Raw genomic sequence first — 21,120 nt, 5'->3', positions numbered from 1 at the left:
GCGTCTCCTTAGTCGAGAGTGACGCGCGCAACACATCGAATCGCTACGCGCATAGTTGCTGCAGGGCGGCCAGCGTCGCGCGCCGCGCGCTGAATTCATCGGTGCCCTGACCAAGAAACGCGCGGATCGACTCGATCTTGCGGACTGCTTCATCCGCGAGCGGATCGCCGCCCTCCCGATACTCGCCCAACTGCAGCAGCGTCTCGACTTCGCGGTGCTTCGCAATTAGCCGGCGCAGATGACCCGCCGCCGCGCGATGCTGAGCTTCGGTCACCTGAGGCATCACGCGCGACAAGCTCGCGCTGACGTCGATCGCCGGATACTGATTGCGCGCTGCGATCTCCCGCGACAGGATCATATGTCCGTCCAGAATGCCGCGCACCTCTTCGGCAATCGGATCGCTCGCCGATTCGTCTTCGGCCAGCACCGTATAGAGCGCGGTAATGGAACCGTGCTCGGACAACCCCGCTCGCTCGAGCAGCCGTGGCAACTCCGCGAAAATCGACGGCGGAAAGCCGCGTCGCGCCGGCGGCTCGCCGGCTGCGAGTCCGATCTCGCGCTGCGCGCGCGCGAAACGGGTCAGCGAATCCATCATCAGCAGCACGCGCTTGCCCGCGTCCCGGAAGTATTCGGCAATCGCAGTGGCCGCGTAGGCAGCCTTCACACGTTCGATCGAGGAGCGGTCAGAGGTCGCGCACACGACGATCGAGCGCGCCATCCCTTCCGGCCCCAAGATCTGTTCGACGAATTCGCGCACTTCGCGGCCGCGTTCGCCGATCAGCGCGATCACGTTCAGATCGCATGCGGTGCCACGCGCGAACATGCCCATCAACGTACTCTTTCCCACACCGGCCGGCGCGAAGATGCCCATGCGCTGCCCTTCGCCGAGGGTCAGCATGGCATCCACCGCGCGCACGCCCGTGTCGAGCGAGCGCTCGAGCAGCGGCCGACTCATCGCGTTAGGCGGGTCCGCGTGGATCGGCCGGCGCTCGTCGGTCTCGATCGGCCCGCGGCCGTCGAGGGGCGCGCCGACGCTGTCGATCACGCGTCCGTACAACGGCGTGCCCACCGGCACGGTAAGCGGCTTGCGCAAAGCGATGACCTGTGTTTCGCGCGAAAGCTCGGCCAGCCGCCCGAATGGCGACAGCAGCGCGGTATCGCGCGCGAAGCCGACCACTTCCGCAACCTGCAGCAGCGTTCCCCGCGCAGTACGCAGTTCACAAAGCTCGCCGAGCCGCACGTCGATGCCGCCGACGCGAATCAGCGTACCGATCGCCTCGAGCACCTTGCCGCGCATCGACAGGGCCGGCTCGTCGCCGAGCTCCGCCTCGATCGAATCGGCGAGCACATTGAGGCTTTCGAGCGCGAACGCATCGTGCGCCTGCCGTTCCGGCACATGGATCGAAGTCATGCGGGTTCCTGCTCGGCGACCGGCAACGGCGACGCCGACTCAACGGGCGCTTCCTGCGCTTCCTGCGCTTCCTGCGCTTCCTGCGCTTCCTGCGCTTCCTGCGCTTCCTGCGCTTCCTGCGCTTGCTGACCCGCGCTTACCCGACGCAATGCGCGCGCGACCGCCCTTCGCACCGCGTCGATCTGCACGTCGAGGCTCGCATCGATCGAGCCGATATCCGTGTCGCAGATGCACGCTCCGACTTCGAGCGAAGGGTCGCCGATCACGGTGACGGGCACCGGGCGCCCACGTTCGCGCCAGTCCGCCGCGACCCGGGCGAATTCTTGCGCCGCGGCTTCGCGCTGGTCGGGATTGACGCGAATGCGCAAATGGCTGTCGTCGTCGATGATGCGGTCGACCGCGTCCGACGCACGCGCGAACAGCGCAGCGGGCTGCTCGTTGACGACGATCCTCTCCACGGCCGCAACGACCAGCGCGGCGATGCGCTCGCGCAGCGACGCCTGGATCTCGCGGCGCTGCGCGAGCAATTGAGCGGTCTGCCCGTACCACTGCGCGAGCGCCTCACGGCGTCCGGCGTCGTAACCGCGCTCGCGCCCGGTATCGAACTCCCGCTGCGCGTCGGCCCTGAGCGCGGCCGCCTCGTCGGCAGCCGCGGCGGCAATCCGCGCCGCTTCGCGGTGCGCAGCCGCCAGAATGTCGTCCCGCTGCCGCCGCAGCGCCTCGTAGCCGTCGTCGAGTTCGACGAGCTGCGCCAGCGTCTCGCGCCGTACGATCTCGCCGGTCACGCCGACGCCGTGCAATGCGTGGCCGGCCGCCGGTTCGTCCTGTGTCTGTCTTAACCAGATCACCATACGTGCTCCTGAAAGAATTCGGGAAGACGGTCGATCACGCGGACCCCGTCCTCCTCGTAGCTCGCCGCGGCGTACGCGAGCAGCCAGTTCGGCACCGCCGCTGCTTCATCCCACACGAAGCGCAACAGATCGAGCGGCACACCGTGCCCCGGGCGCGTAAAAAGACAATAGCCCTCCCACGCAAGCGACATATCGTCGAGTTCATCGAGCGGCGCCATCCCGTAGTCGCGCATCAGCCGGTCGATAGCCGGCGAATTCGGTGTTTCGATCAGCCAGCGCAGCGCGGCGGATGCATTGCGGCCGAGCCAAACCGACACCCGGTCGCGGCTCTCGCGGTCTACCCAGTAGCGCAACTCCGCGCGGCGAAAATGCAGCGCGCGCAAGCGCAGCGCGCACAGCGCGTCGTCCACCGGCAACGCAGCAAGCGCGCCCGCCCTGCCGCGAAACGCCGCGAGCGGCGGCGGTGCACAGCCTGCCGCACGCAGCCACGCATCCGCCGCACGCGCCCGCAGCGCACGCTTGCCCGGCGAGTCCGCGTTGGGCAAAGCGGCAAGCGCCCTCCCGCGCCAGCCGGGATGCATCCAGTCGAACAGCGCGAGACGATTGCGCTGGTATTGCATCAGCATGCCGGCGAGACGGGCCGCGACGCTGCCGTGCCGTTCGATGTCGGTCATCTGCCGGTCCCTTCGAAAAGTGGCGCGTGGTCGCCCACGTCAAGGCGCCGTATCGGCGGACTCGCGGCGCTTGAATAACCCGCCCGGCAAGGCCGGCGGCGCCCCCGCGCCGGGCTCGGCCGCCGCGGCTTCACCGCGTGCTGCGCGCCGCCCGCGCACCGCCAGCAGCCCGAGCGCCCCCACCGCGAAAACGCCGCCCGCTAGCGCCGTCAGCGAGACGTGGCTGCCGGGCCGCGCCGTGTCCGCCGTTTCGAGCGGATCGGCCGGGACCGACGTCACGCTGACTTCGTCGTAGGTCAGGCCTTCCACGCTATGCACGACGAGGTTCTTGATCTGCGGTGTGAGCGTCGCGAGGTTCGCGTCAGGCCGGTATTTGATGAACACCGACGCCGACGACGGCTTCACGCGGCTCGACAGTGGATCGTTGTCCGGCAGCACGATGTGCACGCGCGCTACCACCACGCCGTCGATCTTCGACAACGTGTCGGACAGCTCCTGCGACACGCCATAGATGAAACGCACGCGTTCTTCGACCGGCGTCGACACCAGACCGTCCTTCTTGAAGAGGGCACCGAGATCGTCGTAGCGCCGCGCTGGCAGGCCGCGCTCGCGCAGCACGTCCATCGCCCGCACGAGCTGGTTCTCGTCGACCTTCGCGCTCCACGTCTTGCCGCCGTCGGCGCTGACCTTGTGCGCATCGATGCCGGCCTGCAGCAGCGCGGCTACGATCTCGTTACAGTCGCGCTCGGTCAGATTGCCGTACAGCTCCTTGTCGCAGCCGGCAAGCGCGAGCACCAGCGCGAGCGCCGCGAGGCGCGCCGCGTGCCGTGTGCGCCGGGTTGTTGACTGGGCAGGCTTGCTCATGTCACTGGTTCTTCATCAAGGTTTCAATGGCGTCCTTCGACGACGTGACGACACTCATCTTGGTCTGCATGTCGACCTGCAGGCTGGCGGCCTCGATCTGCAGTTGCATCGCGGCCGCAGTGATCTCGCCCATCGACATCGAATCGACGTTGTTCATCATGTAAAGCATGTCGTTCGACACGTACTGGAAGGCGGCATCCTCGCCGCGCGCCAGTTCCGCGACCATCGTTCCCGAGGTATCCGCGGACGGCGCGGCAGGTCCCATTACACTGTGCTGCATCAACGCCTCGAAGCTGCCGGCAAGATGCGGCGGCACAGCAGCGGCCGGGCCGCCGCTGACTTCGATGCCGGCGAGCGCCGGCTGTTGCGCGAGCGCTGCCTGCAGCGCCAGCACGGACAGAGGCTGATCCATGGCTATCTCCCTTGCGGCCGCGCTCAGAGGCGCAAGTATTGACCGTCGAGCGGCACGAGGCTGCCGTTCCCGCCGCCACCCGCATCCGCCGACTCCTCACGCAAGCGCCGCAGCGAATCCGGTTCGACGAATTCGCCCGATGTCATCGCCAATTCGCCGGCCTGCTCGACATCGTTGCGCGCCATCACCGCATGCACGAGCATGCGCGCCTCCGGCGTAATCGCTTCTTCGTCGAGCAGCTGGCTCGCCAGAATGCGCCAGTCCGCATTGCCGCTCGAACTCAGGCAGTAAATCATCATCGCCTTGCTGCCCGGCATGCATAGCGATTGCCCAGCGAGCGCGCCGAACACGTCCGCCGCTTCGCGCCAGTTGCCGCGCACCACATGCACGAAGCCGTCGAACAGGCTCAGTTCCGCCAGATTCGGGCGCAGCGTACGCATTGCCTCGAGCAGATGCTCGACGTCGCCGATATCGACACGCGTGGTAGGAAACTGGTCGACGACCGACATCCGTACAAGCTCGATCAGCGCACCGAACAGTTCCGGGCTGCAGTCCATATATTCGCGTTTCTGGTTCATTTTGTGATCCTGATAAGAGGGAGTTTCGCGGATTGATCGCGGGGTCAAGCACGGCAGCGGCCGATGAACGCACGGTAGCAAACGGCCCGTCCGGCCGCGGTCCAGCGAGGCGAAGCGACTGGAAAGCACGCGAAGCAGAGGTGATCGGCGCCGTCGCGCTCGGTGCGCAGACGCGCTTCGCACGAACCAGCGGCCCTTCGCGCGGCAAGCGCGCCCGCGCGCCGCTCGCGTCTATCGTGCAGCCCATTCGCCACTGGCCAGCGCGTCGCCGCCCTCGCACAAATGAGCAACAAGACCGAAAAACCCACCGCGAAAAAGCTCAAGGACGCTCGCGATAAAGGTTCGGTATACAGAAGTACTGACCTGATCTCGGCCGCCACGCTGCTGGCCATGATCATCGCGTTCCATGCGTGCGGTTCGTGGCTGCTCGACTCGCTGCGCGCGGCACTCGGCATCGCACTCGATTTCCCCACGACCGACCGCTCCACCCAGGCCCTCACGTCTGCGCTGTTTCATCTGTTCGGGTTGTGCGCGCTCGTGTGCGTATCGCTCGCGGCGGTCGGCCTCCTCGCGGCCGCGCTTGCCTCGTTCGCGCAGGTCGGTCTGAAGGTGTCGATGCATCCGGTGATGCCGAAGCTGAGCTCGGTCAGCCCGGCGAGCGGCATGAAGCGCATCTTCTCGAAGAAGTCTTTGATCGATCTGCTGAAGATGATCGTCAAGGCGGCTTTGCTGATCGTGGTGCTGTGGAAAACCATCATCGGCCTGTTCCCGCTCGTCACGCAGGCACTGTACGAACCGCTGCCGCAGCTTTCCACGCTGTTATGGAGTGCGCTGCTCAGGATGCTGTCGGTCGCATTCGTGCTGTATCTGGTGGTCGGCGCGGCCGACTGGAAACTGCAGCACGTCATGTTTCTTCACTCGCAGCGCATGACGAAGGACGAAGTGAAGCGTGAGCGCAAGAACCAGGACGGCGATCCGAAAATGAAACACGAACGCCGGCAGCGCGCCCGCGAACTGATCCGCGGCGACCCGCGACCTGCCGCCGTGGCACGCGCGAACGTGATGGTGGTGAACCCCACTCACTACGCCGTCGCGCTGCGCTACGCGCCCGGCGAACATCCGTTGCCGGTCGTGGTGGCAAGCGGCGTCGACGCGGACGCCGCCGCCTTGCGCCGGCTTGCGCACGAACACGACGTGCCGATCGTCGCGAACCCGCCGGTGGCGCGCGCGCTGTATCGGATCGGCGTCAATGACGCGATTCCCGAAGAGCTGTTCGAAGTAGTCGCCGCGATCCTGCGCTGGGTCGAGTCGGTGGGCATGGCGCGCGGCGCCGCCGCGAACCCGGCCCCACCTCCCGCTTCACCTTTCCATGAACCTTCCTGACCTTGCTACGGAGCCTGCCATGCTCAAGTCGCTCAAACTGCCCGCCAGCGGCGAAATCGGCATTGCGCTACTGATCGTCGCGATCATCTCGCTGATGATCCTGCCACTGCCGCCCGACATCATCGACGTGCTGCTGTCGGTCAACATCTGCCTCAGCGTCACGCTGTTGATGGTGACCCTGTACGTGCCGTCGATCACATCGCTGTCGTCGTTTCCGTCGGCACTGCTGTTCACGACGCTATACCGGCTTTCGCTGAACATCGCGTCGGCCAAGTCGATCCTGCTGCACGCCGACGCCGGCCGCATCATCGACAGCTTCGGCGAACTGGTGGTGGGCGGTAATCTGGTGGTCGGCCTTGTCGTGTTCGTGATCATCACGACCGTGCAATTCATCGTGATCGCGAAAGGCTCCGAACGCGTCGCCGAGGTCGGCGCGCGGTTCACGCTGGACGCATTGCCCGGTAAACAGATGAGCATCGACGCGGACCTGCGCGCGAACATCCTCACGCCCGACGAAGCGCGCCGCAAACGTGCGCGGCTCGCGGTCGAGAGCCAGTTGTACGGCGGCATGGACGGCGCGATGAAATTCGTGAAGGGCGATGCGATAGCCGGCCTCGTCATCACGCTCGTCAACATGGTGGCCGGCATCGCGGTCGGCATGGCCTATCACGCGATGACGGCCGGCGACGCCGCGAACCGCTTCTCGATCCTGTCGATCGGCGACGCGATGGTGTCGCAGATTCCCTCGCTGCTGATTTCCGTGGCGGCCGGCGTCATGATCACGCGCGTGTCGGACGAAACCGCTGAAGGCGGCGGCCGCTCGCTCGGCGAAGAATTGCTTCGCCAGATGGGCGGCAACGCGAACGCGCTGTGGTTCGCGAGCGTGCTGCTGCTCGGCTTCGCAGCGGTGCCGGGCTTCCCTTGGCCGCTCTTCGTGCTGCTGTCCGCGACGCTCGCGTTCGCTGGATACCGGCTGCACAACAAGAACGCACGCAAGGAAGACACGGGTGCAAAGGTAGCATCGTTGCAGCGCGCGGGCGCGAAAGGCGACGCGCCGGCCATCCTGAAACGCGCGCCGCAATTCACCAGCGCGCTCGGCGTGCGGCTCTCCCCGAATCTTGTCGGGCAGCTCTCGCCCACTGCGCTCGACAACGCGTTCGAAGCGCAGCGCTCCCGGCTTCAGGATGAAATCGGCCTGCCGTTTCCGGGTATTACGATGTGGTCGAGCGACGATCTGCCGACCAACACTTACGAGATTCTGCTGCACGACGTGCCTTGCGCCCATGTACAAGTGCCGGCGGGCAAGGTCATGCTGCCCGATGCGGGAGGCGACGCCGCGCTGGCCGCGAGTTGCGAAGCAGCGGGGCCAGCCGGCGGCCTGCCGCAAAGCTACTGGATCGGCGAACGTCAGGCGCCGGCCGACGCCACCATCTGGCGCATCGAGCAGGTGATCGCAAACCAGACCGTCGGCATGCTGCGCATGCGCGCGCATCTGTTCGTCGGCATTCAGGAAACGCAGTGGGTGCTCGATCAGCTCGGCGCGGATTATCCGGGGCTCGTTGCGGAAGTGCAGAAGGCGCTGCCGCTGCAGCGCATTGCCGACGTATTGCGCCGTCTTCTCGAGGAACAGGTGTCGATCCGCAACGCGCGAGGAATCATGGAAAGCCTCGTCGTCTGGGGTCCGAAGGAAAAAGACATGTTGATGCTCGCCGAGTACGTGCGCGGCGATCTGTCCCGCTACATCGCATACCGGGCCAGCGGTGGGGCGCCGACCCTCGATGCAGTGCTGTTCGGCAACGACGTCGAACAGCACATCCGCCAGTCGATCAAACAGACGCCCACGGGCAATTTCCTCGCCTTGCAGCCGGACCAGATCCGCCAGTTGTGCGATGCGATTCAGTCGTACGCGGGCGATACGCCGCGCTCCGCCGTCGCCCTGGTCACATCGATGGACATTCGCCGTTACGTCCGGCGCATGATCGAAGCGCGCCTCGGCTGGCTGCCCGTGTACTCGTATCAGGAGTTGTCCGATCACATTGAACTGCGTCCGCTCGGACGGGTGACGCTGTAAGCGGGCGTCGTCATGAACGGTCCGACGATCAGTCCGCGCATCATTCCCGCCGCGCCCGCCGACGTCGACGAAGCCGGCCATCGGCAGGCTCCGCTCGCGCCGTCGCGCAAAGGTATCGACTATGCGGCGCTCGTGCGGCGCGCGCGGCTGCGTGGCGAACGGCGCATGAGCGGCACACTGTACAACGCACGCGAAGCGGCGGACGAAGCTTGCTCCGGCAACGCCGCCGCGCTCGCGTCGGCCGAGCCCGACCCGAACGACGACGATTCGCACGACAACGCGGATGCGCTGCCCGATGCAGAGACGCTCACCCGTGTGCGCGAACGGCGTCTGAACGAACTGGCCGCGCCATTCATCGCGGCACTCGCGCAACAACAGGCGCGCGTCGCGCAATTGATGCATTTTCTCGCCGCTCGCGTTGCCGATTTCTGCGCCGATCCCGCCGTGATCGAAAGCGGTAACTGGTCGATCCGCATTCGCCTCGATGCGTCGTTGCTGCCCGACTGCACACTGCATCTGACTCTTTCGCGTTTCGACCTCACGCTTCGTTTCGATACGCGGACCGCCGAGATCAGCCAGCTAATCTCCCGACACGAAGTCGTCCTGAGGAATCGTCTCGTTTTGCTGCTCGATGAATTGAACACACCGCGCGATGTATCGATCGCGTCAGACTGAACCAAAGCGACATCGTATTGCCGATGTCACGGCAAGCAGCACACAGGACGCGGATAACCGATTCCAAAACATAATGAACCAGCCACACGCCACTACCGATACGCCAATACCCGTCAAACGATTCGCCGACTGGGCCCAGCTGCTGCCCGCTATCGAGCCCACGACCGCTCGCCTGTCGAGACTGCTGTGCGACGCACGCCTCGAAGCCCGTCTCGCCCAGCAATTCGGCGTGACCGACTGGCGCGTCGGACAGGAAGTGCCCACGTCCTGGCAGACGTCGGGTTGGATCGACGTGCAGCGCGGTCGTGCGATTGCAAGCTTCGGCGTCGAGCTCGCGTTCTATCCGGCGCTCGCCAGCGCCGCAGCGGAACCGGATGCGTCGAGCGATGCAGGCCTCGCCGCATCGTTACGGCACGCCGTCGCAGCGATTTTGCTCGAGCCGCTATTCGACGTTCTGGGCAAGCTTGGTCTCGACGATGTGAAGGTCACCGGCCTGCGCTGCGCCGGACCCGCACGCGACGGTCTCACGCTGCGCTTCGTGCGCGACGGGCGGCGTTTCGAATGTGCGCTCGGTCCTGTCGATCTTGCCTGGCTGGAACCGCTCGAAGCGCACCTCGCCACGCAGCGCGTGCCCTATGCGCGCTGTGTCAGCGAAATCGGCGTGCCGGCATGGCTGTGTGTCGGTGAAAAAGTACTCAATGTTGGAGCGCTCAACCAGCTGCGTCCCGGCGACGTGATCGTGCGCGGCGCACGTGCGGCGCTGCGCTCCCTGCTTGCCACGCCGCAACGGGCGGACGACGCGGAACTGTTCTGGGGTGTGCCGGGCGCGCGTCAACTCAGTACGCGCGTGACGCTCGAAGGCAACCGACTTGTTATCAACACGGACCCACAAATGACCCATGATCTTTCTCGCGCCGATGCGGCGCTCAGCGGCACCGATACCCAGGGTGCCACATCGATCGACGAACTCGATTTACCCGTGCGCTTCGAAATCGAGACCGTGACCCTGCCGCTCGTGCAATTGTCCGCGTTACGCGCAGGCTATGTGCTCGAACTGCCCGGCACGCTGCACGACGCGCGTGTGCGGCTCGTGTCGTATGGACAGGTGATCGGCACCGGCGAACTCGTGACGGTCGGCGAACACCTCGGTGTTCGAATCGTCCAGATGTCGAACGGCCATGACCCAGTTTAGCGATTTCACCGGACTGCTGATCGCCGTGCTGGCGATCAGCCTCGTGCCGTTCGTCGCGATGGTCGTCACGTCCTACGCGAAGATCGTCGTCGTGCTCGGACTGTTGCGCAATGCGCTTGGTGTGCAGCAGGTGCCGCCGAACATGGTGCTCAACGGCATCGCGATTCTCGTGTCGTTGTACGTGATGGCGCCAGTCGGCATGAGCGCGATGCAAACGCTAAGCCACGAACAGGTGGCACCCGAACCGTCTCAGGCGATGATCCAGGCGTTCGGCGCGGCGCGTGAACCGTTCCGCGAGTTTCTGAAGAAGCATGCGCGCGAACGCGAGAAGCTGTTCTTCCTGCGTTCCGCGCATGTGATCTGGCCGCAGCAAATGGCCAACCAGTTGCACGAGGACGACCTGATCGTGCTCGCGCCGGCTTTCACGCTTTCGGAGCTCGGCGATGCATTCAAGATCGGCTTTCTGCTGTACATCGCGTTTATCGTCGTCGACCTGGTGATCGCCAACGTGCTGCTCGCGATGGGCATGAACCAGATCCAGCCGACCAACGTCGCGATTCCGTTCAAGCTGCTGCTGTTCGTTGCGATGAGCGGCTGGTCGACACTGATTCACGGACTCATTCTGACCTACCGCTAAGGTAATTGCGATGAACACCGAAGACCTGATCGGACTCACGACGCAAGGGCTGCTGCTATGCCTGTACGTGTCGTTGCCCGTCATCATCGTATCCGCGCTGTCGGGGCTGCTGATCTCGTTCGTGCAGGCGGTCACGTCGCTGCAGGATCAGTCGATCTCGCATTGCGTCAAGCTGGTCGCGGTGCTGGCCACGCTCGCATTGACCGGCGCATGGGGCGGCTCGGCCATCCTGCGCTTCGCGACGCAACTGCTCACGACCGCGGTACCGTCATGAGCATCGAACGCTTGTCGTCTCCGCATACCGCTTCAGTCGACCCGAACCAGCATGCCGACTCCACCGACGCGCAACGTACGCAACAACAGCAGACCCAAATCCGGCATAAGGCGCGCCAATACCGGCACGTGAAGATCAGGCACAGCACCGCAACCGCCGAAACGCAAGGCACAGCGAAGGCCAATCAGTTGCCGGGCAGGACTGCGAGCGCGGGTGTCCTGCATGCGCGGGTCACCGCGCGTCACGGCGACGGCGGTCGCGAAGGGAGCCACAACGGCCGGCAACAACATCAGCAGAGCGGTCAGCAACGACAGGGTGGCCAGGGCCAGCATCAGCAGGACGACCAGCGGCGTCGGCAACAACAGCAGCAACGTCAGCAGCAAGGCCCGCGCCGCGAACCGCCGGGCGCACGCGCCGATTCGCAACGCGGTGCCCAACCACAGCCGGTGCCAACGGACCATACACTCGAATCCGACGAGCGGCGCTTGCCCGCGCCGGGTTCGCCCGATCGTGACGACGGCCGCTTTGCGCCGGCGGTGTGCGTCAGGTCAGCCAGCGCGGAGTCCGCACCGCGCACCGAATTGCAGGACCTCGGCGCCAAGCTTCGCGAGCAACCGCTTCTGCACGGCACATCGCTGCATGCCGCCGCAGCCGAGCAGTGTTTCGCAATCGGAGAACGCCTGCGCCGCGGCGATACGGCGCAGCCGATACGTGAAACGCTTGCCGTCATGCTGGACCTACTGCGCGCACGCAGCGGCGGCGGCAACGGCGCCCCGCTTTTCGGCGACGTTCTGCGCTATGTCCGGCAGACGCTGATCGATACGCAGACCCGGTTACGTCGCACACCCATCGTCGTGCCGTGCAGCGACACAGAGGCCACTTTCAATGCGTTGCTGCCTCTGGTGGAGCTGGTCAATCGCCGTGCGCTGACAGCGCCGCTCGCCGAGCGTGCGGAACGCCATCTGGAAGCAGCGCTTCGGGCCTCACATAATGGCTTCGCCCGACACTCCGCCGGCAAAACACAGCCCTTCTAGACTGGCCTCGCTGCCGTATGAGCCGTCGACATTTACTTTGCATGATTGATTAATCGGAAACCACTGGAATGAAAATCCTGCGCATCCTGACGGGCACGCATGCGGGCATCCAGGCGAGGCTCACGCCGGGCCGCTACCGGATCGGCAAGGCAGACGATACCGATATCTGCATCACGGACTGGGACGACGAAGAAGTCGCCGTCGAACTGGACGAAACAGGCGTAATCCGCGCGTCGCGGCTCGACGGATCGCACGGCAGCGCCGACGATATGCGCGCACCGGCTGCGGGAGACGATCCGTCAGTCGTGCTGATTCCGGACTTCGTACCGTTTCCGTTCGGCACCACTGTTCTGTGCTTCGGCACCGAAGACGCGCAGTGGCCACCCGACATCCAGTTGCTCGCGAGCATGTACGGCGCATCGGGAACCGCACGCGCGCCCGCCGCGGACAGCACCGGCGCCGTGTCTGCGCGCCCGGGTGCGCAAGTCGGCCGCACCCGCCGCGTGCTGCGCGCCCTCTGCGCAAGCGCGATGGCCGCGGCGCTGCTCACGCTGGCCGGCACGCTCGTGTACGGGCGCGTCGGCCGCCCGTCGCAGCCCGCACCGGCCGCGCACGGCAGCGCGGAACTTGCGCGGCAGCTCGACGGCGCGCTGCATGCGGCGCAGCTCGCCGACCTGCATGCGCAGCTCCGTGGCGACACGATCGCGGTCGAGGGCATGGTGGCGAACGCCGCAGAAGACGTCGCCGCACGCGCGATCTTCCTGCGCATGGGCAGTGCGGTCGCGCGGCAATACGACGTCGCACAGACCGACGTCGCGAATATCGAAGACTCCCTCGGCATGGACGGCTTGCACGTCGCGTATTCGGGCGGCGGCGTTTTCACGGTAAGCGGCGTCGTGCCGTCGCTCACGCAGTTCCGCGAAGGACTGAACCGGCTGCGCGCGGATCTCGACAGCAATGTAAAACGTATCGACGTCGACGTGACCGAGGCGCCGACGACGCTCGCGATGACCGTCTATACCGCGATGCTCGCCGTCGGCGACACGCGATATGTGCAAACGCAGGACGGCGTCAAACATCTGTTTCCGGCGGCCATGCGGGAAGCCGGCGACACCGGCCACGCCCTGCGCGAATCCGTCGTCCCGCTCAATGCGCATGCGCATTGAGCGCTGCTTCGCCCGTTAGACGCATTACGCACTTTCAACCTTTGACAGGAGAAACACCATGCATGAAGACCTCGAAGCCGTTCGCGACGATCTGAAACAGCTGCAGCAGGTGCTCGATTCGCCGGCCGCGCCCGCGCGCGTGGCGCGCATCGTCGCCGCGTTCGATGCGTGTGCGCAGCGCGTCAGCGACGCGACCTGCGTGACCGAGGACGCCATCGACCGCGCCGCGCTGCAGAAGCTCTATCGCGGTCTCGTCGCCGCCCGCAACATCGTGCACCGTCTGCACGAACTGCCGGGCGCCGGTGAAGTCGCTCTGCACTGAACCGTGCACGGGGAGGCAGCAAGCGGTAGATGACAAGCCGTAGATGGCAAGCGGTGACATCGGTTCAGCAGTACGCGAGTAGTAAGCAGGGTGGTACGCCGGCGTCATGCGGGCGATGGTGCGGAAGGCTGAACAATGCCGAACCGCGATACGAGTTGTCTTTTATCTCAACAGGAAGGAGTTCAAGCATGTCTTTCGGACCTATGGCAGGCGCCGCGACCGGCTCAGCGTCGGACATCGCCAGCGCGATGATTCCGGCGATGATCCAGATGGCGATGATGCAGGTGATGATGTCGCTCGTCATGTCGGTGCTCAACATCGCGAAGACCGGCGCAGACGACGTCGAACAGGCAGCCAAGAAAGGCTGACGGCGGTCGAGGCCCGGGTGTCCGCGCGGCGCGGCGCCTTCGGCCGGTTTGGCAGGCCAGCGAAAACCGGGGACGTGTCCTGGTTTTCGCTCTTTATCGCATTCGGATCGAACATGAGCATCGAACGATTCGCCGAGATCGTGCGCGACGTGTGCGCGGTGGTCGGCCTCCCCGACCCGGACCATGTGTTGCAGACACGCACCGTCGAAGTGGAAGGCTTCGACGTACGGCTCGATCATTTCGAGAACGACCCGCAGGCGATGTACGTGAATTTCCATTACGGCACGGTCACCGCCGGCCGCACGCTGGCGATATTCCGGCTCATGCTCGAGGCCAACCTGCTGATCTACGCACAGGATCAGGCGCAACTCGGACTCGACGGCGACACCGGCGGCATCGTGCTGATTCTCCGCTTGCCGCTCACGCCGGATGTCGATGGAGTCGTGGTCGCCGACCTGTTCGCGCACTATGCGGAACACGGCCGCTACTGGCGCAACAACATCATCGAATCCGGCGACGAGATGTTCGCCGGCATCATCGCCGGCGACTATTTCTGGCTGCGCGCCTAGCCCGCCTCGTACGCAGCCGCTCACCGGCTATCGACGATATGCGGCACCAGCATCACGAGTTGGGTTCGCGCGTCACTCGCCTCGCTCGAAGTCCCGACCATCACGACCCCTTGCAGCGGCGCGAGCACCATGCGCACCACCTGCACGTTCGCGCGCGAGCGCCATTCGGCCGCGAGGGCCACGCTGCGAACGCCAGTGCCGTCGTCACGGCGGACCACGCACGGCAAGACCCTGAGCGCGAAGCCATCGGCTGGCGCGGCGTCGCCGTGCGCTCCGGCAGCGGAAGCGGCCTCGCTCGCGACATCGAGCGGCTGGCCCGCGCGCACTTCGAGGTCGGCGGTGGCACCATCGGCGCTCAGCAGCGTCTGCTCGACCGTTATATGCGCACGTCGCAGCGCCCGCAGCGCATGGATTCGCGCGCGCAGCGCACCGCCCGAGTCGCCGATGCGCACATGTGCACTGCCGGCTGCCGCATTCTGGTCAGGGATCAGCACGCCCAGCGCCAGTGCCGGCACCGCCGTTGAATCGACCTCGGCAACCAGCGCATCCACGGCAACCGGTTCGGCCCGCACGTCGAGCGCCGCAACGGTGCGTGCATCCATGTCGAGCCGTTCCGCGCGGTCGCGAATCAGAACGGAGTTGGTGCGGGCGTCCGCGGTTATCACCGGCAGTGGCGTTTCATATTCGACGAGACCGGCCGCGGCAGCGTCCGGCGGCGCGAGCTGCCGCCGCGCGCGCGACGCGACGCCTTCGATCACGCCGCGCCGGCCGTTGTCGAACGAGCTGCGGTCGGCGGCCGTGGCATTGCGCAGCGCGATCACCCGCACGGCGGTACGCACCTGCGCACGCGCGCTGCTATCGAGCCGCCGCGCGGCATGCGCGACAAAGGTGACAAACATCGGCGGCCCGGCCACGGCAACGACGCCAGCACCCTCGCCATCGACCAGCGGGAAGCGGTCCGCGGCCGTGCCGTCGCGCGCCAGCAATTCGTGCAGTGCGACGCGCGGCGCATAGTTGAGCCGCAGCAACAGCGTGCGCCGCGCGCTCGCCGGATCGACGTGCAGCACGCTGCCGTCGAAATACCAGTCGAGATCGTATGAGTGGGCAAGCATCTCGAGAAAACGCTGCGGCGGGAGATCGAAGCGCCCTTCGACACGGCCGTTAGTCGAACCGGCAGGACTCGACGCACCGGCCGCATCGGCCTCGCCTACGCGATCGAAGGCGCCGGTCGAAATGGGCACCCGCGTGGCGGCCGACAGATCGGCCAGCACGTCGATCACACTCGCGCCGCTTGTCGAATACTGAAAGCGCGCGATCGCCCACGGAATGCTGGCCTGCGCCGCGCGCGTCTGCCGCGCGGCTACCGCTGCCGGTACCGCCCGCGTTGCGGCGACGGCCGGGGCGACGTCGATCGCCGCGTACGCCGCGTAAAGCAGGCAGAGCGCATAAACGGGCACCGAGCCTCCGGGGAGCCGCACCGTTGCCGCGTGCCGGCCCATCGCGAACAGACGCGCCCATCCCGGCATGCTCGCGCTACACCGGCACGGCAGAGGGATTGCGGTTCGTGCGCGACGCGTCGACGTTCACGCCGCCGTCGTCGCTCATATTGAGCCGGTAGCCCTTCGCGTACACCGACTGGATCGTCCATTCGACGCCGATCGCCTTCAGATTCGCGCGCAACCGGCTCACGTACATGTCGACCGAGCGGCTCGTCGCGCCGCCGTCCCAGCCCCAGACAACCGAATGCAGGTCCTGGCGTTGGACGACCGTGCCGCGATGCGACGCAAGGTGCCACAACAGATCGAACTCCTTCGTACCGAGCGTGTGCATCAGATCGCCGCCCGAGATGCTGAGGTTCGCGCGATCGAGCAGGTAGCGCCCGACGATCATCTGCCGGCTGTCGCTCGCCGTGTTGTTGAAACGCCGCAGCAACGCGCGAATGCGCGCGAGCAGCACCATCCTGTCGAACGGCTTCACGAGAAAATCGTCGGCACCGGTGTCAAGAATGCGAACGATGTCCTCTTCGTCCGAATGGACCGTCTGGAAAATCACGGGCACCGTCGAGCTCGAGCGGGCGCGCACCCACGTGAGCAGCCTGTCACCCGGTATACCGGGTAAATCCCAGTCCAGGATCATCAGGTCCGCCCAGTGGTTGGACAGATGGTTCCGGGCGTCGAGGCCATTGTCGAACGCATCGACGTGATAGCCCTCCGCCTTGAGCCACGACACCAGCAGCGATTGCTGGATCACATCATCTTCAGCGAGAACGATTCGAATCTGCTTGCGCACCATGATTGTCTCGCGGCCAAAGGCCGCTGATCGATTGCTTAGCGCCTTGCACCGGTGAACTCAGTTCGCATCCGGGCGCTCGAGCGTCGCGAACCCACCGTGGCCGGGCGTTGCGCCTGGCATCGCGTGTTTGCGCCGGCTGGTCAGGCACGGCAGCCGCATGACGAAGTCGGTCCCGGTATCGGCATTGGCTTGTGCGTGCAGCGTGCCGCCGTGCATCTGCACGACGCGCGCTGTGAGCTTGAGGCCGAGGCCGAATGCACCGGACGATTGGCCTGCAAGCGCATCGAAGTCGTGCATCACACGGCGCGCGGCGAGCCCCGGCAACCCTCCCGCCGCGTCGCTTACCGTGATAACGGCGTAACCGTCCACGACCTTTAGCAAAACTGTCACAGGATCACCCGGTGCGGACGCGCGAATGGCGTTGTCGACAAGATTCTGCAACGCCCGCGCGACGAACACGCGCACGCCGGACATCCAGACGGCATCGCCTTCTGCCAGCCACAAACGCAGCGCCACACCGCGATATACGGCCGCAACATCGAGCTGCGGAATCAGGCTGCGGATCGTCGCGCATAGGTCGAAGCGTACGAGATCGTGCGGCCGCAAGCCGCTTTCCATCGACGTCAACACGAATTTATCGCCGATGGACAATGCGTAACGCGCCAGTTCGGCGATGCGCTGCATGCCACCGCATGCTTCAAATGCCCGCGGATCCGATTCGTGAAGCTGCGTGAGCGCGACGATTGAATTTTGCGGCGAACGCAGGTCGTGGGACATGAACCGCAGGGACTCCATCCGCTCGCCGAGCGCACGACGCATGCTCGTGATGTCGACCAGCGCGTACGCGGCGGCAATCGGCTCGCTATCCTCGACGGCGTGGCGCGTCAGCCAGAGCCATGTCGCACCCGCCTGAAATTCGATCTCCTGCCTGTGCTCGCCACCTTTCGCGTCGAAGTCCGTTACGCCGTACGTGCGCATCAGCTCGGCAAACGGCGCACCGCTACGGATCGTCCGTTGCAGCAGGCGGGTTGCCGCCGCCGTGACGAACAGCACACGCTGCTCGCGGTCGACCGCGATCGTGCCCCACGGCTGGCTGTCGAACAGCGCATCGAGCGCGGCGGCCGGCAACGCGAGCGGTTCAGTCATGGCGGCTTCCGGCAAGCGCCGACGATCCGCGCCGTGCCGCGCACACGGCCATCGCGCGTGCACTGCAGCGCCGCGAACGCGGATGCGCGTGCCGGAACATCGGTTCGTGCAGGCGCGCACGCACGCGGCACAAATCGACGTTAATCGCAGCAGAGCCGCATCGCGTCGCGCGCTGTGCGCAGTCGCATGGGCCAGGTCGGCGCGGTCCAGCGCCGACGTGTCCAGTTCCCGGGAGCAGTGAATGCAATTTGGCCTCTTTATTACGATGCCCGCCCCTGAACCGCGTCCCGCTGCCGAGCTGTACCGCCGCGCGCTCGACATGGCACGCGCCGCGGATACGCTGAACTTCAGCCATCTGTGGGTGGCGGAGCATCACTTCACGAATTACGCGCACACGTCGCGTCCCCTGTTGCTGCTGTCGCATATCGTCGCGCACACGCGGCGGCTGCGCGTCGGGCCCGCGATCGTGCCACTGCCGCTGCATCATCCGCTGACGGTCGCCGAAGAACTCGCGACGCTCGATGTGCTGAGCGGCGGGCGCGTCGAAATCGGCATCGGCAAGGGCTACCAGAGCTACCAGTACGCGCGTTTCCAGATCGATAAAGGCGACACTATCGAGCGCGACAACGAAGCGCTCGACGTGCTGCTTGCCGCCTTGCGCGAACCCGTGTTCCGGTACGAGGGCGAGCATTTCCAGATTCCGGAGACTCACCTCGTGCCCCAGCCCGTACAGCGCGCGATGCCGCTGTGGATGGTCGTCAATTCGAGTCGCCGCGAGTCGGTCGAGCAGGCAGTGTGGCGCCGCGCAAACATGTTCACGGGCGTGCTCGAGCCGATCTCGACGCTGACCAATATGCGTGACGCATGGCCCGACCTCGCGACGGCGATGGCGCCGCTGCGCATCGGTACGCAGCGGCCGGTCTACGTCGCGCAGAGTCACGCGGAAGCGGAGGAAGCGGCAGAACAGGCACTGTGGAACGGCCGCGCGACCTGGCGTTTGCGCCACGACCAGGGCGCGGTGATCGACGGCATCGTGCCGGCCGGTGCCTTGCCTCATGAACCGACCATCGCCGCGCTGCGCGACGACCACACGGTGATCGGCACGGTCGACGAATGCGTGCACCAGTTGCGCAGGATTCGCGACGGGCTCTGCTGCGATTACTTCAGCGCGAGCTTCTGGTTCGGCGCGCTGGCGCACCCGCGCGTGATGGCGTCGATGCAACGCTTCGCACGCGATGTGATCCCTGCCCTGCAGACTGCCGCGCACAGCGCCGCAGCATGACGACGAAGCAATGCCGTATTCCAGCCGCGGACGCACCCGGAATACGGCGAGCGCGATGCCGCGCGGTCGGCCACGCGCATCGCTCATAGGTCGATGATATGCGGCGTCAGAAGAAAGAGCCGCTCCATGTGGCTGTCCTCGTTATCGGTCGACTTGAACAGATTGCCGAGTAGCGGAATCTTCGAGAGCAACGGTACGCCGGTGAGATTGTGCGTGATGTTGGCGGCCTTGTAGCCCGCCACCAGCAGCGCCTCGCCATCGTTGACGAATGCCGACGTATTGATGTTGCTGCTCGAAATCACCGGAATGTTGTCGACGGTCTGGCCGCTTAGCTGGCCGTCCTGAATCGCGACGTCGAGTTTGATCTGCGTGCGCCCGTTCTCGTCGACCACCATCGGCAGCACGCGCAGCGACACGCCGGTCGACACGCTGTACAGGTCGGCCGACGTGTAGCCGCTCACACGCACGAAAAACTGCGTGTCGTTGCTCATATCGGCTTCAACGTTGTCGAGCGTCGCCACCTTCGGACTCGCTTCGATCTTCGCCTTGTTGTGCTGCTCCAGCGCATTCACGTTGGCCAGCAGATAACGCCCGGCGTTGCCGAGCACCGTGGTGAGCGCGGCGCCGGCGGGCGAAGCGGCTGCGGTCACGCCGCCCGGCAACGTCGTATTGCCGAAGGTTGGCGCGAGCGTGCCGTTGTATACGTTCTGCGTGCCGGCGCCATTTCCGGTTTGCAGGTCGACATGGCTGTTGTGGGCGGTCCAGTTCACGCCAAGCTGTGCGAGCGAGTCGGTATCGACCTCGAAGATATGCGCTTCGATCTCGATCAGACGCGGCTTCACGTCAAGGCGTGCAATCAGTTCCGGATACTGGTCCATGCGGTCCGGCGTGTCGCGAATCAACACCGAGTTCGTGCGCTGGTCCGGCTGGATGACCGGCAGCATGTCGTTGTCCTGCTGCGCGCCGGCGGGCGAACCCGGTATGCCGGCCTGGCCGAGTGCGCCCGAAAGTTGCGGCGACGCGCGACCAGTCAGACCGCTGAAGAGGCTCGAGCTTTGCGGATTGCCCGCCTGCGGCGCCGCATAGGCGCCGCCGCCCGAGCCGCCTTGCGCGCCGGGCGGCAGCGGCGGCATCGGCGCGCCGCCCAGCGCGCTACCCGACACATCGTTCACGCCCCGCGCGTGCTGCACGTTCGCCACGCTGGTTGCGCCTGGCGCCGCGCCATACGTCGACGCGCCCGCCTGATTCGGGTGATACATGCTGTTGAGCACGGTCGCGACGCCGGGCAACGTCGCCGACGTGCCTTCGATATTTACCGTGCGGTCCATGGCCCACGCGTGATGCAGCGCAAACACGCGGACCACGGTGCCCGCGCGATGCGACGTATTGGCATCGAGACGCGCGGCAATATCGGATACCAGTTGCACATAGTTCGGCGGGCCGTTGACGATCGCCGCACCTTGCGCATCGTCGTAGGTGATGCGAAAGCGCGGATCGGCGACATGCATCGCCGCAAGCGTGTCGCGCAGTTCCCCGGCGCTAGCATGATCGAGCTTCACGAGCGAACTCTTCATCTCTTCGGGCAGCACGATATCGAGCACTTGCCCGTCGTAATACCAGACGAAGCCGAACGACGACGCGAGCGTGTCGAGGAAGCGCTGCGGCGGCATGTGGAACTTGCCCGTCACGCTGCCCGCCACGTCCTTCGAGATGTTCGCCGGAATATTCTGGCTCGCGGAAAAATCGCGCAGCACGTCCTTGATATCCTTCGCGTCGGCGGAGTAGTCGATCTGCGTGGTCCGCCAGCGTACCGGCGCCGCGGGTACGGTGACGCAGCCAAGCGCCAGGGCGGCAAGCAGAACAGCTTTGACGAATCGTTTCATGATCGGCTTCAGGTTCAGGTTTCAGATGAGCGATGC

23 protein-coding genes are annotated in these 21,120 nt (G+C 65.7%); 12 read left to right on the top strand and 11 right to left on the bottom strand.

All coding sequences use genetic code 11. The features are described 5' to 3' along the window. Window positions 1–43: 43 nt before the first annotated feature. Genes sctN through BTO02_RS22915 form a run of 6 tightly spaced genes read right to left on the bottom strand, consistent with a single transcriptional unit; the run spans window position 44 to window position 4,790 of the window. Window positions 44–1,411: a type III secretion system ATPase SctN gene (sctN, locus tag BTO02_RS22940; protein WP_075159530.1), complete on the bottom strand. Its 1,368-nt coding sequence runs from the start codon at window positions 1,409–1,411 to the stop codon at window positions 44–46. Next, on the bottom strand, window positions 1,408–2,262 hold the full coding sequence (sctL, locus tag BTO02_RS22935) for a type III secretion system stator protein SctL (RefSeq protein WP_075159529.1): 855 nt from the start codon (window positions 2,260–2,262) through the stop codon (window positions 1,408–1,410). The genes sctN and sctL overlap by 4 nt, the downstream gene beginning before the upstream one ends. Then, a complete protein-coding gene (locus tag BTO02_RS22930; RefSeq protein WP_075159528.1) occupies window positions 2,256–2,936 on the bottom strand; it encodes a type III secretion protein HrpB4 in 681 nt (226 codons plus the stop codon). The genes sctL and BTO02_RS22930 overlap by 7 nt, the downstream gene beginning before the upstream one ends. A gap of 39 nt (window positions 2,937–2,975) precedes the next feature. Beyond that, window positions 2,976–3,800, bottom strand: a complete 825-nt coding sequence (gene sctJ, locus BTO02_RS22925) for a type III secretion system inner membrane ring lipoprotein SctJ (protein WP_075159527.1) — start codon at window positions 3,798–3,800, stop codon at window positions 2,976–2,978. 1 nt (window position 3,801) lies between these two features. Further along, window positions 3,802–4,212 (bottom strand): type III secretion protein HrpB2, encoded by a 411-nt coding sequence (locus BTO02_RS22920; RefSeq protein WP_075159526.1) that lies wholly within the window; start codon window positions 4,210–4,212, stop codon window positions 3,802–3,804. Between the two features lie 23 nt (window positions 4,213–4,235). Next, window positions 4,236–4,790, bottom strand: coding sequence for an HrpB1 family type III secretion system apparatus protein (locus BTO02_RS22915; protein WP_075159525.1), 555 nt, complete (start codon window positions 4,788–4,790; stop codon window positions 4,236–4,238). 282 nt (window positions 4,791–5,072) lie between these two features. Here BTO02_RS22915 and sctU point away from each other — a divergent pair, with 282 nt between their 5' ends. The 6 genes from sctU to sctS all read left to right on the top strand — a co-directional run bounded on the left by sctU (window position 5,073) and on the right by sctS (window position 11,022). Continuing rightward, window positions 5,073–6,173: a type III secretion system export apparatus subunit SctU gene (gene sctU, locus BTO02_RS22910; RefSeq protein ID WP_075159524.1), complete on the top strand. Its 1,101-nt coding sequence runs from the start codon at window positions 5,073–5,075 to the stop codon at window positions 6,171–6,173. A gap of 19 nt (window positions 6,174–6,192) precedes the next feature. Beyond that, window positions 6,193–8,244 (top strand): type III secretion system export apparatus subunit SctV, encoded by a 2,052-nt coding sequence (gene sctV, locus BTO02_RS22905; RefSeq protein ID WP_075159523.1) that lies wholly within the window; start codon window positions 6,193–6,195, stop codon window positions 8,242–8,244. Window positions 8,245–8,256: 12 nt separating this feature from the next. Next, the gene (gene sctP, locus BTO02_RS22900) at window positions 8,257–8,919 is read left to right on the top strand and encodes a type III secretion system protein SctP (protein ID WP_075159522.1); all 663 of its coding nucleotides are present in this window, start codon (window positions 8,257–8,259) and stop codon (window positions 8,917–8,919) included. Between the two features lie 73 nt (window positions 8,920–8,992). Beyond that, window positions 8,993–10,111 (top strand): type III secretion system cytoplasmic ring protein SctQ, encoded by a 1,119-nt coding sequence (sctQ, locus tag BTO02_RS22895; protein WP_075159521.1) that lies wholly within the window; start codon window positions 8,993–8,995, stop codon window positions 10,109–10,111. Next, window positions 10,098–10,748, top strand: coding sequence for a type III secretion system export apparatus subunit SctR (gene sctR / locus BTO02_RS22890; RefSeq protein WP_075159520.1), 651 nt, complete (start codon window positions 10,098–10,100; stop codon window positions 10,746–10,748). Before sctQ ends, sctR begins: the two co-directional genes overlap by 14 nt. Window positions 10,749–10,758: 10 nt before the next feature. Then, window positions 10,759–11,022 carry a type III secretion system export apparatus subunit SctS gene (gene sctS, locus BTO02_RS22885; protein WP_075159519.1) on the top strand — a complete coding sequence of 88 codons (264 nt, stop codon included), beginning with the start codon at window positions 10,759–10,761 and terminating at the stop codon, window positions 11,020–11,022. A 32-nt stretch (window positions 11,023–11,054) separates the two neighbouring features. Here the strand turns inward: sctS and BTO02_RS34430 are convergent, their stop codons facing one another. Further along, window positions 11,055–11,483, bottom strand: a complete 429-nt coding sequence (locus BTO02_RS34430; RefSeq protein WP_156883952.1) for a hypothetical protein — start codon at window positions 11,481–11,483, stop codon at window positions 11,055–11,057. Window positions 11,484–11,507: 24 nt separating this feature from the next. Here BTO02_RS34430 and BTO02_RS34425 point away from each other — a divergent pair, with 24 nt between their 5' ends. The 5 genes from BTO02_RS34425 to BTO02_RS22865 all read left to right on the top strand — a co-directional run bounded on the left by BTO02_RS34425 (window position 11,508) and on the right by BTO02_RS22865 (window position 14,481). Beyond that, window positions 11,508–12,056 (top strand): hypothetical protein, encoded by a 549-nt coding sequence (locus tag BTO02_RS34425; RefSeq protein ID WP_156883951.1) that lies wholly within the window; start codon window positions 11,508–11,510, stop codon window positions 12,054–12,056. A 68-nt stretch (window positions 12,057–12,124) separates the two neighbouring features. Next, window positions 12,125–13,222 carry a hypothetical protein gene (locus BTO02_RS22875; protein ID WP_075159517.1) on the top strand — a complete coding sequence of 366 codons (1,098 nt, stop codon included), beginning with the start codon at window positions 12,125–12,127 and terminating at the stop codon, window positions 13,220–13,222. Window positions 13,223–13,280: 58 nt separating this feature from the next. Next, window positions 13,281–13,544 carry a hypothetical protein gene (locus BTO02_RS22870; protein WP_075159516.1) on the top strand — a complete coding sequence of 88 codons (264 nt, stop codon included), beginning with the start codon at window positions 13,281–13,283 and terminating at the stop codon, window positions 13,542–13,544. 188 nt (window positions 13,545–13,732) lie between these two features. Continuing rightward, complete coding sequence (locus BTO02_RS34420) at window positions 13,733–13,912, top strand: hypothetical protein (protein ID WP_156883950.1); 180 nt, start codon at window positions 13,733–13,735, stop codon at window positions 13,910–13,912. Between the two features lie 113 nt (window positions 13,913–14,025). Further along, the gene (locus BTO02_RS22865) at window positions 14,026–14,481 is read left to right on the top strand and encodes a molecular chaperone Tir (RefSeq protein WP_075161284.1); all 456 of its coding nucleotides are present in this window, start codon (window positions 14,026–14,028) and stop codon (window positions 14,479–14,481) included. Window positions 14,482–14,501: 20 nt separating this feature from the next. Here BTO02_RS22865 and BTO02_RS22860 read toward each other — a convergent pair whose 3' ends face one another. Genes BTO02_RS22860 through BTO02_RS22850 form a run of 3 tightly spaced genes read right to left on the bottom strand, consistent with a single transcriptional unit; the run spans window position 14,502 to window position 17,919 of the window. Then, window positions 14,502–16,007: a secretin N-terminal domain-containing protein gene (locus tag BTO02_RS22860; protein ID WP_075159515.1), complete on the bottom strand. Its 1,506-nt coding sequence runs from the start codon at window positions 16,005–16,007 to the stop codon at window positions 14,502–14,504. A 7-nt stretch (window positions 16,008–16,014) separates the two neighbouring features. Next, a complete protein-coding gene (locus tag BTO02_RS22855; RefSeq protein WP_075159514.1) occupies window positions 16,015–16,773 on the bottom strand; it encodes a response regulator transcription factor in 759 nt (252 codons plus the stop codon). 57 nt (window positions 16,774–16,830) lie between these two features. Continuing rightward, the gene (locus tag BTO02_RS22850) at window positions 16,831–17,919 is read right to left on the bottom strand and encodes a sensor histidine kinase (protein ID WP_075159513.1); all 1,089 of its coding nucleotides are present in this window, start codon (window positions 17,917–17,919) and stop codon (window positions 16,831–16,833) included. A gap of 241 nt (window positions 17,920–18,160) precedes the next feature. On the opposite strand from BTO02_RS22850, the gene BTO02_RS22845 reads away from it, so the two are divergent. Next, window positions 18,161–19,201, top strand: coding sequence for an LLM class flavin-dependent oxidoreductase (locus BTO02_RS22845; RefSeq protein WP_075159512.1), 1,041 nt, complete (start codon window positions 18,161–18,163; stop codon window positions 19,199–19,201). Window positions 19,202–19,284: 83 nt separating this feature from the next. Here the strand turns inward: BTO02_RS22845 and sctC are convergent, their stop codons facing one another. Then, complete coding sequence (gene sctC / locus BTO02_RS22840; protein ID WP_075159511.1) at window positions 19,285–21,084, bottom strand: type III secretion system outer membrane ring subunit SctC; 1,800 nt, start codon at window positions 21,082–21,084, stop codon at window positions 19,285–19,287. Window positions 21,085–21,120 lie beyond the last annotated feature (36 nt).

The organism is Paraburkholderia sp. SOS3, from assembly GCF_001922345.1.
GTDB lineage: Bacteria > Pseudomonadota > Gammaproteobacteria > Burkholderiales > Burkholderiaceae > Paraburkholderia.
Note: the sequence above shows the minus strand (reverse complement) of the source record. Positions and strands in the feature narration are given on the sequence as shown.